This is a genomic window from Burkholderia pyrrocinia (assembly GCF_001028665.1).
GTDB classification, from domain to species: domain Bacteria; phylum Pseudomonadota; class Gammaproteobacteria; order Burkholderiales; family Burkholderiaceae; genus Burkholderia; species Burkholderia pyrrocinia.
Window position 1 is genome coordinate 3,054,341 of sequence record NZ_CP011503.1, and the last position, 14,905, is coordinate 3,069,245.

Genomic DNA, 14,905 nt, shown 5'->3' on the forward strand with positions numbered 1-14,905 from the left:
GTGATGGACTTCGCCTGACGCCGCAGCGAGTCGGGCAACAAGACGGCGGCCGCACGATTCGTCGTGCGGCCGTCGCTTCGATCGACATCGTCGCCCGCTGTATCGCCGACCGCTACCGGCGATACCTTCCGCTGCGGGGCAAGTCATCCAGACGTTTTTCATCCCGCGGCAGGGCGGAAGGGCATCTTCCGGAACGACCCCCATCCGGCGACCGATCGTGTCGCCACCCGGCGCAAGCGTGTGCCGCGCATCTTCCATTTTCATCTCGTCCGTTCCGGCCTGCATGTCTCGTTCCGACTGCGGCGCAATTGTCTGATTCCCGATCTGGAATTGACGATTGGATTAATCCGTGCATTGAAATTAATGAGAGTGGCAAAGTGTCGCGGTAAAACGTTTGTATTCAATTCGCAATCGTTTGCGCAATAAATCAGGATTGATGGAAGGCGCGGTTCATTTCCTGTCAGTTGAAAATGATTCGATATTGGCGTTGCCGCCTGGCAACGGTGGCGGCATTGGACAATGTTTTGTCTTTTTTGCGGATGAATCCACGCGGGCCAATGCCGGCAAGGGTGGGCGGGGTGGTGATGATTATCGGTCAGAAATATCGTTAATCTTCAATCAGTTCCGCGAAACAAAAAAGGACTGCGGATGAAAATGTCAGGATTGAAAATTGCCGGGAAAGAATGCGATTGATCGAGCGTAAATCGCACATTGTCAGAGGTATTTGACAATGATTTACAAAAAACTTTCACGATTATCTCGATAATGCCGCCTCGTGACGGACGGGAGCCAACCACACGCTGCCTTTTGTATCCGCCACGTCGTCCATTCCCTTTGCAATTCTCACGGAAAACGTCATGAAAAAATCCCTCCTGACCGCTGTCGCACTCGCGGCCCTGTCGACCTCGGCCTTCGCAGCGGGCACCGGCACGATCAACTTCACCGGCGAGATCGTCGCGGGCGCATGCGGCATCGATTCGGGCTCGGTCAACCAGACCGTGAACCTCGGCAAGGTGCCGACCAACGTGTTCAAGCAGGCCGGCGACAAGTCCACGCCGACCAACTTCGACATCAAGCTGACCGACTGCGACACGAGCATCGCGCAGAACGCGTACTTCACGTTCACGGGCACGTCGAGCGCGGGCCAGCCGAAGCTGCTCGCCACGATCGGTTCGGCAACCAACGTCGGTATCCGCCTGCAGGCCGCGTCGGGTGAATACCTCGACAACGGCGCCGAGCAGAAGGCGCCGACCGTGCTGCAGAACGGCACGAACATCGCCCGCTTCGCAGCGATGTACGAAGCGACGGCAGCCGGCGTGACGCCGGGTACCGCCGACGGCGTCGCGAACTTCACGGTCCGCTACCAGTAAGCGTCCGTATGGAGGAGGGGGCATGCATCCCTTCCTCCTTCTTCTTCTTTCCTTCCCGCTTTCCTCTCCTCGGACTTCCGGTAGCACCGCGTGCGAATCAGACATTCCTTCCTTTGCGTCTCCGTGCTGGTCGTCGGCAGCCAGAGCCATGCGACGGAATTCAATTCGTCGTTCCTCGACATCGACGGAACGAGCAATGTCGACCTGTCGCAGTTCTCGCAGGCCGACTTCACGCTGCCGGGCGAGTACATGCTCGACGTGCAGGTCAACGACCTGTTCTACGGGCTGCAGTCGATCGAGTTCATTGCCGTCGACGCGTCCGGCGCGGGCAAGCCGTGCCTGCGGCCGGAACTCGTCGCGCAGTTCGGGCTGAAGCCTTCGCTCGCGAAGGACCTGCCGCGCTTCCAGGGCGGACGCTGCGTCGACCTCGGCGCGATCGAGGGGGCGACCGTGCGTTACCTGAAGAGCGACGGACGGCTCAAGATCACGATTCCGCAGGCCGCACTCGAATTCAGCGATTCGACCTACCTGCCGCCCGAGCGCTGGTCCGAAGGGATCCCCGGCGCGATGCTCGACTATCGCATGATCGCGAACACGAACCGCAACTTCGGTGCGGGCGGCCGGCAGACGAATTCGATCCAGGCCTACGGGACGATCGGCGCGAACTGGGATGCATGGCGCTTTCGCGGCGACTACCAGGCGCAGTCGAACGTGGGCAACACGGCGTACGCGGACCGCACGTTCCGTTTCAGCCGGCTTTACGCATTTCGCGCGCTGCCGTCGATCCAGTCGACGGCGACGATCGGCGACGACTACCTGAGCTCCGACATTTTCGACACGTTCGCGCTGACGGGCGCGTCGATCCGCAGCGACGACCGCATGCTGCCGCCTTCGCTGCGCGGTTATGCGCCGCTGATCGCGGGCGTCGCGCGCACCAACGCGACCGTGACCGTGTCGCAGGCGGGGCGCGTGCTGTACGTGACGCGCGTGTCGCCGGGCGCGTTCGCGCTGCAGAACATCAACACGAGCGTGCAAGGCACGCTCGACGTGGCGGTCGAGGAAGAAGACGGCAGCGTGCAGCGCTTCCAGGTGACGACGGCCGCCGTGCCGTTCCTGGCACGCACCGGGCAGTTGCGCTACAAGGCCGCCGTCGGCAAGCCGCGCCTGTTCGGCGGCGCCGGCATCACGCCGTTCTTCGGTTTCGGAGAAATCGCGTACGGCCTGCCGTTCGACGTCACGGTGTACGGCGGCTTCATCGCCGCATCGGGCTATACGTCGATTGCGCTCGGCGTCGGCCGCGATTTCGGCACCTTCGGCGCCGTATCGGCCGACGTCACGCATGCGCGGGCGCGCCTGTGGTGGAACGGCGCGACGCGCAACGGCAACTCGTACCGCGTCAACTATTCGAAGCACTTCGATGTGCTCGACGCCGACGTGCGCTTCTTCGGCTACCGGTTTTCGGAGCGCGACTACACGAACTTCGCGCAGTTCACGGGCGACCCGACCGCATACGGCCTCGCCAACAGCAAGCAGCGCTACTCGGCGACGATGTCGAAGCGCTTCGGCGATACGTCGACCTATTTCTCGTACGACCAGACGACCTACTGGGCGCGTTCGTCCGAGCAGCGTGTCGGCCTCACGCTGACGCGCGCGTTCTCGGTCGGGACGCTGCGCAACCTGAACGTCAGCGTGTCGGCATTTCGCACGCAGAGCGCGGGCGCGAGCGGCAACCAGTTCTCGATCACTGCGACGCTGCCGATCGGCGGCCGCCACACCGTCACGTCGAACCTGACGACGGGCAGCGGCAGCACGAGCGTGAACGCGGGCTATATCTACGACGATCCGGACGGCCGCACCTACCAGGTCAACGCGGGCGCGACCGACGGCCGCGCATCGGCGAACGCGAGCTACCGCCAGCGCACGTCGGCGTACCAGCTCAACGCGCAGGCGTCGACGCTCGCCAATGCGTATGCGGCGGCATCGCTCGAAGTCGACGGTTCGTTCGTTGCGACGCAGTACGGCGTGTCCGCACACGCGAACGGCAACGCGGGCGACACGCGGCTGCTGGTGTCGACCGACGGCGTGCCCGACGTGCCGCTGTCCGGCACGCTCGCGCATACCGATTCGCGCGGCTATGCGGTGCTCGACGGCATCTCGCCGTACAACGTGTACGACGCGACGGTCAACGTCGAGAAGCTGCCGCTCGAAGTGCAGGTGACGAACCCGATCCAGCGCATGGTGCTGACCGACGGCGCGATCGGTTTCGTGAAGTTCTCCGCCGCGCGCGGCAGCAACCTGTACCTGACGCTGACCGACGCGGCCGGCAAGCCGCTGCCGTTCGGTGCGTCGGTGCAGGACGCGGCGAACGGCAAGGAGCTCGGCATCGTCGGCGAGGGCGGCGCGGCGTTCCTGACGCAGGTTCAGCCGAAGTCGTCGCTCGCGGTGCGTGCGGGCGAACGCACGCTCTGCACGGTCGATGCGCTGCCGAACCAGCTCCAACTCGAAGGCACGCCGATCCCGGTGACGTGCCAGACGCCCGGCGAATCGCACGCAGCGGTCGCACGGGTCGAACGATGAATCCACGGATCCTGCGATGAAAAATTCTCTTTCCCTGTCCTTCCTGCGCCGCGCGTCGTGCGTGCTCGCGACCGCCGGTGCGCTGCTCGCGGGCGCCGCGCATGCGGCGATCGTGCCGGACCGCACGCGCGTGATCTTCAACGAAGGCGAGCAGGCCGCGATCGTCACGATCACCAACAAGAGCACGACGTATCCGTATCTCGTGCAGTCGTGGCTCGAGGACGCGAAGGGCAACAAGATCACGTCGCCGCTGATGGTCGTGCCGCCGCTGCAGCGCGTCGAGGCGAACGAGCGCAACGTGCTGCGGATCGCGAAGCTGCCGGGCACGGAGCTGCCGGCCGATCGCGAATCGGTGTTCTACCTGAACATCCGCGAAGTGCCGCCGAAGACCGATACGCCGAACACGCTGCAGATCGCGCTGCATACGCAGATGAAGCTGTTCTACCGGCCGAAGGCCGTGCAGCCCGCGCGCGACGAGGACTGGACGCTGCCGATGACGCTGCGCGTCGACGCGGCCGCGCACAAGCTGGTGTTCGACAACCCGACGCCGTACCACGTGACGGTGGTCGACGTGAGCTCGGGTGCGCAGAAGACCCCGGTGCCGATGGAGCCGGTGATGGTGAGCCCGATGAGCACGGCCGACGTGCCGTTCAAGGCCGCGATGCCATCGACGCTGTTCGTCACGCATATCGACGATTACGGCGGCCAGGTGGCGGTCGAGTATGCGTGCGACGCGGGTGCTTGCAAGAGCGTGAAGAAATGAGCGGGGGAATGCGTGATCGGGAATCGCCCGCGGCGTGGTTGCGCTGGATCGTACTCGTGCTGCTGGTCGCGGCCGTGCAGCCGGCATGGGCACTGCGCTGTCTGACCAACAGCGGCGCGACTTCGCTGACCGAGCCGATCGGCGGCGTTGCGTCGTATCCGACCGACGCGCCGGACGGCTACGTGATCTGGGTGTCGCCGGTGCGCACGACGTCGGGGTATTGCTACAAGGACCTGGGGGACGACGGCAGCCTGAAGGTCGTCGACAACATTTACTTCTACGCGAATCCGAATCGCACGAACCCCGCCGCATGGGGGCTCGAGATCGGCATCCGCTACAAGGGCATCGACTATTTCGACAAGACCAGCAATCGCGGCGGCGGGGTGTTTACCGGGTATTCGGTGCCGCCGTGCAGCAGGTACGACTTCGGCCGCGGGCGTTGCCAGCAGACGCGCATCAGCATCGACTATCAGGTCGTCGTGCGCAAGAAAGGCAATTGGGTCCAGCCGCCGAGCGATATCTACACGGTGTTCCAGTTCGACGGCGAGTTCGGACTGAACGCGTACAGCCCGAGCTTCCAGTACCGCCTGAGCGGCCTGCGCAACCTCAAGCCGACGCCGTGTTTCGTCGACGTGCTCGTGACGCCCGAACCGGGCATCGTCAATTTCGGACAGGTGCAGGCGGTCGGCAACGGCTTCCTGCCGGCGGTGCCGCGCAAGCGATTCTCGTTGTCGTTGACCAAGAAATGCAACGTCGCGGTACGCGTCGACGGGTACTTCGAAACGAGCTACCCGGTTCAGAACGGTTTGCTGGTGCCGGCGAAGGACAGCAATTTCGGTATCGGCATCGAAGACAGCCAGGGCAAGGCGATTCCGTTCAACCAACAGTTCAACCTGGCTCAATTCCCGTCCAACGTCATGAACCAGAGCGTATTGATGGACGCGGTGCTGAAGTCGTTCGGGCCGCCGAAGATCGGGCGGTTCGATGCGACGGCGACGATCCGGCTGTTCATCTATTGACGCGGGTGGGCGCGGCTACCCGCCCTGCACGCGAGTCATGAAAAATGCGCCGGCACGCCGGCGCTTTTCCGCATCTGCTGCGTGACGCTTGTCGCACCCAGCGGCACACCTTGTGATGGCGACGACCGCATCGTTCCGGCCCTTCAGGACCGAAAGCTCGCCGCACGCTGCGATCGACGAAGCGAACCCCGTCCGCTCGATCAACGATCTCGCCAATTGTTCAGACAAATCCTGACGACTGAAAGGGGTATTTGGGAATCGTATTGAGAATGATTTGCGTTTACGTTAAATTTTGCTATCTCGAAATATGACGGAGCAGATCGATGGCCATGGCGGAAGTGCTCGACCGACCGGCGGCGGCAACGGCGAACCCGTTCCTCGGCAGTTATCCGGACCTGCCGCCGCGCGCCGTGCCGCGTGCGCGCCGTGCCGCGGAGCCCCGCGCGCAGGGCGCACTGCTCGACGTGCTGATCTCGCATCGCGCGATGCTCGTCAATGTCGCGCGCGGCTTCGTCGGCTGTGCGAGCCGTGCCGAGGATGTCGTGCACGACGTATTCGTGAAGCTCGTCGAATTCCCGAACCAGGACGCGGTGCGCCAGCCGGTCGCGTACGTGACGCGGATGGTGCGCAATGCGTCGATCGACGCGTGCCGCCGGCAGAGCCTCGAGAACGTCTATCACACGGAAGAAGACGACGGCTTCGACGTGCCGTCGCCCGAGCCGACGCCGGAAGCCGCGCTGGTGACGCGCGATACGCTGCGGCGCGTATGTGCTGCGCTCGACGACCTGCCGGCGCGCAGCCGCGCGGCCTTCGAGATGGTGCGGCTGCGCGAGGAGACGCTGCAGACCGCTGCGCGCGCGCTGAACGTATCGCAGACGCTCGTGCATTTCATGGTGCGCGACGCGGAGCGCCACTGCGCGGAATGCCTCGACGCGTGCCATCGCGGCGTCGCGTGCCCGGTGTTCCTGGGCGGTCGCGCGCGGCGGCGGTAAAAAACCGCGCCGGCCAATCGTCTATCAGACAGGAGCGGCGCAATCCGCCGCTTCGCATCCTTCAACCGTCTCCCGTTTTTTTCCGATCATGACGCAAGCCACGACGCCTTCCGCCGACACCGACGATCTCGTCTACACGGTCGTCATCAACGACGAAGAACAGTATTCGATCTGGCCGACGTTCCGGCCCGTGCCGGCCGGCTGGCGCGAGGTCGGCGTGAGCGGCCCGAAGGCCGACTGTCTCGCGCACATCGAGACCGTCTGGACCGACATGCGCCCCGCGAGCCTGCGCCGCGCGATGGACGGCGAGCGCGCGACGCGCGCCTCGTGAACCGCTGCGCCGGATTCCGGCGCGCCACCTGAAGAGGACGTTGCATGACCCTGCTTTCGTTGCCGACGCTCGACGACCTGCGTATCGAGCCGGGGCTGCCCACCGTCGTGTCGCCGCGCGGCAGCGACGGGATGTCGATCGACGATGTCGCGCCGCTGGCGCGCGAGATCGCGGCCGACACGCTCGAACGGGCGGGCGGCGTGCTGTTCACGGGCTTTCACGTGCCGTCGATCGATGCGTTCCAGCAGTTCGCGGCATCGTTCGGCGATCCGCTGATCGGCTATGAATACGCGTCGACGCCGCGCAGCCAGGTCGAAGGCGCCGTCTACACGTCGACCGAATACCCGCCGCACCGCGCGATTCCGCTGCACAACGAGCAGTCGTATACGCGGGAATGGCCGCTGCGGATCTGGTTCCACTGCGCGCTCGCGGCGCCCAAGGGCGGCGCGACGCCGATCGCGGACAGCCGCGCCGTGTACCGCGCGCTCGATCCGGCGCTCGTCGCGCGCTTCGAGCGGCGCGAGCTGCTGTACGTGCGCAATTTCGGGCAGGGGCTCGACCTGCCGTGGCAGCAGTCGTTCGGCACCGACGAGCCGGCCGAGGTCGAGCGGATGTGCGCGGCGCGCGGCATCGAATGCGCATGGCGCACCGACGACGACGGCGAACTGCTGCTGCGCACGCGCGAACGCTGCCAGGCCGTCGCACGCCATCCGCGCACCGGCGACCGCGTGTGGTTCAACCAGGCGAACCTGTTTCACCTGTCGGCGCTCGACGACGACATGCAGGAAGCGCTCGTCGACGCGGTGGGGCTCGAGAACGTGCCGCGCAACGTGTACTACGGCGACGGCGAGCCGCTCGAGGCCGATGCGCTCGCGCAGATCCGCGGCGTGCTCGACCAGCAGCGCATCGTGTTCCCGTGGCGCACGGGCGACGTGCTGATGCTCGACAACATGCTGACCGCACACGCGCGCGACCCGTTCGAAGGGCCGCGCAAGGTCGTCGTCGCGATGGCGCAGAGTTACACGGTCCCGCGCGCGACCGAACGGAGGACCGATGACGCGTAGTACCGCCGCGCTTGCCGCGCGCGGGTTGACGGTGGGTTATCGCGACCATGTCGTGATCGACGGGCTGGACCTGTCGATCGCGGCCGGCCGCGTGACCGCGCTGTGCGGGCCGAACGGCTGCGGCAAGAGTACGCTGCTGCGCACGCTCGCGGGCCTGCAGCCTGCGCGTGCCGGTCATGTCGAAGTCAACGGCAGGCCGCTCGCGTCGTTTCGCCGTCGCGCGCTCGCTCGCGAGCTGACGATGCTCGCGCAGTTCAACCAGATTCCGTCGGGCCTCACGGTGCGCGAGCTTGTCGCGTACGGGCGCTATGCGTACGGCGGCTTCCTGCGCGGGCTGTCGCGGGCCGATCATGCGGCGATCGACGAGGCGCTCGAGACGAGCGGCCTTGCCGACGATGCGGGCCGCGACGTCGGCGCGCTGTCGGGCGGCGAACGCCAGCGCGCGTGGATCGCGATGGCGCTCGCGCAGCAGGCGCCGATCGTGCTGCTCGACGAACCGACGACCTATCTCGACATCCATCACCAGCTCGATATCCTCGACGCGCTGCGCGCGCTGAACCGCGCGCGCGGGCTGACGATCGTATGGGTGCTGCACGACCTGAACCAGGCGGCCGCGTACAGCGACGAGATCGTGCTGATGCGCGCGGGCCGCCTCGTCGCGCAGGGCTCGCCCGACGCGATGCTCGATCCGGCGCGGCTGCGTGCGGCGTTCGGCGTCGAGATGCTGAAGCTCGCGCATCCGCAGACGGGCGCGCCGATGTGCGTGCCGGCCTACGGGCCGTCGAGTGCCGACACGCCGCAGGCGGCCGGCGTCTTCGATCGGGATCTCGCCGTATGACGACGTTCGCGATGCGCAAGCGCCTCGCGGCGACGGGGAAGGGCGCGGCGTCCGGCCGGGCAGGCACGATCGCGATCGGCCTCGTCGCGCTGATCGCGATACTCGCGGCGCTGCGCGTCGCACCCGATTTGCGCGTGTGGTGGGCGGCGGCGCCCGGCAGCGACGGCGCCGCGCTCGCGCACGTGTTCCTGTTCGACCTCAACCTGCCGCGGGTCGCGGCCGCGCTCGTCGCGGGCGGCTGCCTCGGCATCGCGGGCGCGCTGTTCCAGTCGCTCACGCGCAATCCGCTCGCGTCGCCCGACCTGCTCGGCGTGACGGGCGGCGCGCAGCTCGGCCTGCTCGCGGCGATGCTCGTGCCGGCACTGGCGGGCGTCGCATCGGTGCCGCTGCTGTTCGTGTGCGGGCTGGCCGCCGCCGCATGCGCGATCGTCGCGGCCGGCGGCTGGCGTGCGACGCCGTTGCGGCTCGTGCTCGCGGGCAGCGTGTGCATGCTGCTGTTCGCCGCGCTGTCGACGCTCGTGCTCGCGTTCTTCGAGCAGAACATCGCGGGCGCCGCGCTGTGGACCAACGGCAGTCTTTACCAGCCGGGCGCGACGGGCCTCGCGCTCGCCGCGCGCTGGCTCGTCGTGCCGCTGGTCGCGCTGCCGTTCGTGATCCGGCCGCTGAATCCGCTCACGCTCGGCGACGATGCGGCGGCCGCGGCCGGCGTGCGCGTCGATGCAACGCGGCTCGCCGCGACGCTCGTCGCGGTCGCGTTCACGAGCGTGGCCGTCAGTATCGCGGGCCCGCTGTCGTATGTCGGTCTCGTCGCGCCGAACCTGCTGCGCCAGGTGCGCGGCGCGCGCGCGGCGCGGCTCGGCGTGCTGGTGCCGCTGTCGGCGCTCGCCGGTGGCGCGCTCGTGCTCGTCACCGACAGCGCGGTGCTCGCGTCGGGCCTCGACGCGACGCTGTCGACCGGCGTCGCGATCGCGCTGGTCGGCACGCCGCTGATGCTCGCGATGATTCGGCGCGGCGCCGCGTGGTCGGGCGTGCTGCATGCGGATGGCGAACGCGCGGCGGGCGGCGGCTCGACGCGGCTCGTCGGCTGGCTCGAACGGCTCGGCTGGCCGCTGCGCACAGCGTTGTTCTGCGTGGTCGGCGCGCTGGTGGTGTGGGGCGGCGTGTCGGCCGGCCCCGAATGGCTGTCGCCCGCACGCTGGTCCGCCGCGCTGTCCGGCCACGATGCGCTCGCGCGGATGCTGATCGACCTGCGCATGCCGCGCCTGCTGTGCGCACTGCTCGCGGGCGCGCTGCTGGCCGTGAGCGGCGTCGCGATGCAGAGCGTCGTGCGCAATCCGCTCGCGGGCCCCGAAGTGCTGGGCGTCACGCAGGGCGCGGGGCTCGTTACGTTGTTCGCATTGTCGACGTGGCCGTTGATGGGCCACGTGACGCTTGCGGCGGCTGCGCTGATCGGCGGCGGACTGTCGCTCGCGATCACGCTCGCGCTGAATCACCGGCATCGTTATGCGCCGCTCGCGGTGGCGTTGACGGGTATCGCGATCGGCGCGCTGTGGACCACGCTCGCACAATGGCTGATCACGCAGCAAAGCGTGCAGCCCGCGCGCTTCGTCGTGTGGCTCGTCGGCGGCACCTATGGCCGAAGCTGGGGCGAGGTGTCGATGCTGCTGCCGTGGTGCGTGCTCGCGGTGCCCGTGTTCGCGTGGCTCGCGCGACCGCTCGACATGCTCGCGCTCGGCGACGACCAGGCGGCCGCGCTCGGCCTGCCGGTGGCCGCGCTGCGACCGCTCGCGCTGACGATCGCGACGCTCGCCGCGTGCGCGGCCGTCGCGGCGGTCGGGCCGGTCGGTTTCATCGGGCTGATGGCGCCGCATGTCGCGACGATGCTCGGCGCGCGCCGGCATCGCACGCGGCTGTGGCTCGCGGCCGCGTGCGGCGCGCTGATCCTCGGTGTCGCGGATCTCGCGGCGCGCACGGTCGTCGCGCCGCGCGAAGTGCCGGCCGGCGTGTTGACCGCGCTGATCGGCGCGCCGTACCTGCTCGGGCTGCTGATTCTCGAGGGGCGCCGCGCCCGGCGCGCGGGGCGATGACGCCGTCGCTCGACGGCGCGCGCGCCACGCGCTTCTCGGCGTTCGCGCCCGAACCGTTCGCCGACCATCTCGACGTCGTCTGGCTTGGCATGCCCGACGACGCACATGCGCCGGGCCGCATCGTCATGCCCGTCAGCGCGTTGCCCGAGCACCGCGACGCGGTGCTCGATGCAATGGTCCGCCATTACGGCGGCGATCCGGCGCAGCATGCGCGCGCGCTGATGTCGCAATGGAGCAAATACTATTTCGGCCGTGCGGCGCCGGCCGGCGTCGTCGCCGCGCTGACGCTCGGCCGGCCGCTCGACATGACGCCCGAGCGCACGTTCGTCGCGCTCGACGACGGGATGCCGGTTGCGCTGTATTTCGCGGCGGACGCGCTCGGCGCGCCGTGCGACGATCCCGCGCTTCGTTATGCAGGGCTCGTCGCGCATCTCGGCGCGGTGATCGACCTGCTCGCCGCGATGGGCCGCGTCACGCCGCGCGTGCTGTGGAGCAACGCGGGCAACCTGCTCGACTATCTGCTCGACACCTGCCGGTCGCTGCCTTGCGCGGCCGATCCCGTGCGCGATGCGGGCTGGCTGTTCGGCTCGACGTGCCTTGCCTGCGAACCGAATCCGCTGCGCATGCCGGTACGCGATGCCGTGCCGCGCTCGCCGCTGCTGCCGACGCCGTTTCGCGCGCGCCGCGTGTGCTGCCTGCGCTATGAAATTCCTGGAGAAACACAACTGTGTGGGAGCTGCCCCCTGCTACTGACGATGGACGACGCGGCGCTGGCCGGGCAGGACGCCATCCGGTGACGCACGACGCGGGCCGCCGACACGCGTTGGGCGCAATCGCCGCGCTCGGTGCTGCGTGCTGCGGCGTGTTTTCTGCGTCGGCCGGTGCGGTTGCCGTTGCCGGCGGCAGCAACCGCGCGCCGGGCGCCGTGTCGCTGGCCGGCAACCCGGTCGTGTCGCAGGCGAGCGCGAAGATGCCGGTGCGACCGCAGCGCGTGGTCGCGCTCGACTTCATGTTCGCGGAAAGCGTGATCGCGCTCGACCTCGTGCCGGTCGGGATGGCCGATACCGCGTTCTATCCGGGCTGGCTCGGCTACCAGAGCGACCGGCTCGCGCACGTGACCGACATCGGCTCGCGGCAGGAGCCGGGGCTCGAGGCGATCGCCGCGGTCAAGCCCGACCTGATCATCGGCGTCGGCTTCCGGCATGCGCCGATCTTCGACGCGCTCGACCGGATCGCGCCGACGATCCTGTTCCAGTTCAGCCCGAATGTTGCCGAGGACGGCGTGCCCGTCACGCAGCTCGACTGGATGCGGCAGATCTTCCGGACGATCGGTACAGTGACGGGGCGCGACGCGCGCGCACAAGTGGTCGATGCGCAGCTCGATGCGGGGATCGCACGCAATGCGGCGCGGCTCGCGGCAGCGGGCAGAAAGGGCGAGCGCATCGCGCTGCTGCAGGATCTCGGCTTGCCCGATCGTTACTGGGCCTATACGGGCAACAGCACGTCGGCGGGTCTCGCGCGTGCGCTCGGGCTCGATCCGTGGCCAAAGAAGCCGACGCGGGAAGGCACGCTGTACGTGACGTCGGCCGACCTGCTCACGCAGCGCAATCTGGCCGTGATGTTCGTGACCGCGTCGGGGATGGACGTGCCGCTGTCGGCGAAACTCGATTCGCCGGTGTGGCGCTTCGTGCCCGCGCTGCGCGACCACCGGATCGCGCTGATCGAACGCAATATCTGGGGGTTCGGCGGGCCGATGTCGGCGCTGAAGCTGGCCGACGTGATGACCGATACGATGCTGAAGCTGCCGGCCGCGCGTTGAGCGCGCGGAGGGTTGTCGGGTATCGATAACGCTGTGTTAACGGGCAGGGCGTTGTAATCGGCTTGACGGTCGATGTCCCGGCCTTTCCTTGTCTCCACGCTCCGGCAACATTTCCTTCTGAATCGAACATCGCCGACGCGCTGCCATTGCGGCGCGTCGGCGATCGATCCATCAATGGCTTACACGCTCAGCGCATCGACGCCGTCTTGCGCACGCGAACGCGCGGGCATCGTGTCGCTGACGATGCGCCCGTTGTCGAGCTTCAGCAGCCGGTCGGCGAGATCGAAATAGCGGTCGTCGTGCGTGATCACGATCACGGCCTTGCCGCGTGCGCGCAGTTCGGGCAGCAACTGCTCGTAGAACACGGCCTTGAACGACGGATCCTGGTCGGCCGCCCATTCGTCGAACAGGTAGAACGGCCGGTCTTCCAGATACGCGACGACGAGCGCGAGCCGCTTGCGCTGCCCGGTCGACAGCGCACGGGTCGAGAACGCGCCGTCGACGACTTTCACCTTGTGGTCGAGCGCCAGCTTCGCGACGAGCGCGTTCGCGCGTGCATCGGCCTGCGCGCGGGCCGGATCGTCGGGATCGACGATGCCGAGCAGCGCATCGAACAGGTGGAAATCGTTGAACACCGCGCTGAAGCGCTGCCGATACGCTGCCCGCTCGCGCCAGCCGATCGTGCGGCCGTCGACCTCGATCGTGCCTTCCTCGGGCTCGTAGAGCCCCGTCAGCACCTTCGCGAGCGTCGTCTTGCCGCTGCCGTTGCCGCCGACGATGAACACGAGCTCGCCTGGCTTGATCGTCAGGTCGATCGGCCCGATGCTGAACATCCGTTCGTCGCGCTCGTGGAAATACGCGTGCGTGACGCCGTGCAATGTGACGGCGCCGGCCGGCGGCACGTCGGGCGCGTCGGCCGCGGGCGGCACCGTGCGCAGCGCGCCGAACTCGGCCATCACGCCTTCGATTCGCGTAAGCGATACGCGCGCCGCGTTGACGGTCGGCAGGTTGTTCAGGAGCCCGTCGAGCGGCACGAGCATGAACAGGAACACGACGACGTAGCCGGCCGCCACGCCCGGCTCGGCGTGCACGCCGAGTTGCGGCCAGAACGATGCGAAGCCGAGGAACACGTAGAACAGGAAGATGATCCAGCCGACCCCGACCGCATACGCGCTGAACGCGCGGCGGCGGTGGTCGCGCACCTCGCCGATCGCGGCGCCGAGCTGGCCGTCGACGAACTGGCGTGCGCGCGCATCGTGCAGCTTCAGTTCCTTCGCACCGGAAAACAGCGAGCCGAGATAGCCGAACAGGCGGTCCTGCGCCTGGCCGGCCGCTTCGAGCGACGCGATCGCGCGGCGGTCGCCGGTGTGATAACCGAGCGAGCCGGCGATGATCGCGGCCAGCGCCAGCACGCACACGGGCCACGACAGCCACGCGAGATAACCGAGGCAGCCGAACACGATCGAGCCGTGCATGACCAGGTTCGGCAGCGCGAAGAACAGCATCGACACGTTGGTCGCATCGTCGGTCAGCACCGACTGCACGGGCGCCGCGCCGATCCGCTCGATGTCGCGCAGCTCGGCCGCACCGACGCGTCGCGCGAGGTGCACGCGCAGCCGCGCCATCGTGTCCTGCGACAGGCGCGCGAACAGCGTGCCCGACACGATCCGCGTGACGAGCGCGATCACCGCGCACAGCGCGAAGCGCCACGCGAGCGACGCATCGGCGGCGCCCGGTTGCGCGAGTGCGCGGTTCAGCGTCGCGACGAGCAGCACGCTCGCGACGCCGTTCAGCACGCACGCGGTGAGTGCCAGCGCGAGCGACGCGCGGCTTTCGCGCAACAGCGCGAGGATCAGGCGCGCCGCGGGGCGGGCGGGCGAGGCGTCGAGGGACGGCGGGGAAGAAGGCTCGTAGGCGGCTGTCATCGGCAACGTCGGTAAAGGGAAGGCAAGCGAATACGCGGAAACGCAAAACGCGGAAGCGGAAAAGGTGATGCGAAAGCGGCGGGCGGGGTATGCCCGTTCCGGCTTTCCTCACTGATAGAC

The 14,905-nt window shown here is 67.8% G+C and carries 13 protein-coding genes; 12 read left to right on the forward strand and 1 reads right to left on the reverse strand.

Annotation, left to right across the window (positions count from 1 at the left end; translation table 11 throughout):
* Window positions 1-394: 394 nt before the first annotated feature.
* The 12 genes from ABD05_RS37525 (at window position 395) to ABD05_RS14010 (ending at window position 12,860) form a co-directional block, all read left to right on the forward strand.
* Window positions 395-652 carry a hypothetical protein gene (locus ABD05_RS37525; protein WP_148669082.1) on the forward strand — a complete coding sequence of 86 codons (258 nt, stop codon included), beginning with the start codon at window positions 395-397 and terminating at the stop codon, window positions 650-652.
* A 205-nt stretch (window positions 653-857) separates the two neighbouring features.
* Window positions 858-1,370 (forward strand): fimbrial protein, encoded by a 513-nt coding sequence (locus ABD05_RS13960; protein WP_034184132.1) that lies wholly within the window; start codon window positions 858-860, stop codon window positions 1,368-1,370.
* Window positions 1,371-1,460: 90 nt separating this feature from the next.
* Complete coding sequence (locus tag ABD05_RS13965; RefSeq protein WP_476577963.1) at window positions 1,461-3,947, forward strand: fimbria/pilus outer membrane usher protein; 2,487 nt, start codon at window positions 1,461-1,463, stop codon at window positions 3,945-3,947.
* A gap of 16 nt (window positions 3,948-3,963) precedes the next feature.
* The gene (locus ABD05_RS13970; RefSeq protein ID WP_047900632.1) at window positions 3,964-4,710 is read left to right on the forward strand and encodes a fimbrial biogenesis chaperone; all 747 of its coding nucleotides are present in this window, start codon (window positions 3,964-3,966) and stop codon (window positions 4,708-4,710) included.
* Entirely contained in the window at window positions 4,707-5,729 is a 1,023-nt protein-coding gene (locus tag ABD05_RS13975) for a fimbrial protein (protein ID WP_047900633.1), read from the forward strand. Before ABD05_RS13970 ends, ABD05_RS13975 begins: the two co-directional genes overlap by 4 nt.
* A 323-nt stretch (window positions 5,730-6,052) precedes the next feature.
* A complete protein-coding gene (locus ABD05_RS13980; RefSeq protein WP_047900634.1) occupies window positions 6,053-6,721 on the forward strand; it encodes an RNA polymerase factor sigma-70 in 669 nt (222 codons plus the stop codon).
* Window positions 6,722-6,809: 88 nt separating this feature from the next.
* Window positions 6,810-7,052, forward strand: a complete 243-nt coding sequence (locus ABD05_RS13985; protein ID WP_047900635.1) for an MbtH family protein — start codon at window positions 6,810-6,812, stop codon at window positions 7,050-7,052.
* Window positions 7,053-7,096: 44 nt separating this feature from the next.
* Window positions 7,097-8,116 (forward strand): TauD/TfdA family dioxygenase, encoded by a 1,020-nt coding sequence (locus ABD05_RS13990; protein WP_047900636.1) that lies wholly within the window; start codon window positions 7,097-7,099, stop codon window positions 8,114-8,116.
* Complete coding sequence (locus ABD05_RS13995) at window positions 8,106-8,954, forward strand: ABC transporter ATP-binding protein (protein WP_047900637.1); 849 nt, start codon at window positions 8,106-8,108, stop codon at window positions 8,952-8,954. Before ABD05_RS13990 ends, ABD05_RS13995 begins: the two co-directional genes overlap by 11 nt.
* Entirely contained in the window at window positions 8,951-11,041 is a 2,091-nt protein-coding gene (gene fhuB, locus ABD05_RS14000; RefSeq protein WP_047900638.1) for a Fe(3+)-hydroxamate ABC transporter permease FhuB, read from the forward strand. Before ABD05_RS13995 ends, fhuB begins: the two co-directional genes overlap by 4 nt.
* The gene (gene fhuF, locus ABD05_RS14005) at window positions 11,038-11,838 is read left to right on the forward strand and encodes a siderophore-iron reductase FhuF (RefSeq protein ID WP_047900639.1); all 801 of its coding nucleotides are present in this window, start codon (window positions 11,038-11,040) and stop codon (window positions 11,836-11,838) included. Before fhuB ends, fhuF begins: the two co-directional genes overlap by 4 nt.
* The gene (locus tag ABD05_RS14010; RefSeq protein ID WP_047900640.1) at window positions 11,835-12,860 is read left to right on the forward strand and encodes an ABC transporter substrate-binding protein; all 1,026 of its coding nucleotides are present in this window, start codon (window positions 11,835-11,837) and stop codon (window positions 12,858-12,860) included. Before fhuF ends, ABD05_RS14010 begins: the two co-directional genes overlap by 4 nt.
* A 179-nt stretch (window positions 12,861-13,039) precedes the next feature.
* Here ABD05_RS14010 and ABD05_RS14015 read toward each other — a convergent pair whose 3' ends face one another.
* Window positions 13,040-14,785 carry a cyclic peptide export ABC transporter gene (locus ABD05_RS14015; RefSeq protein WP_047900641.1) on the reverse strand — a complete coding sequence of 582 codons (1,746 nt, stop codon included), beginning with the start codon at window positions 14,783-14,785 and terminating at the stop codon, window positions 13,040-13,042.
* Between the last annotated feature and the right edge of the window lie 120 nt (window positions 14,786-14,905).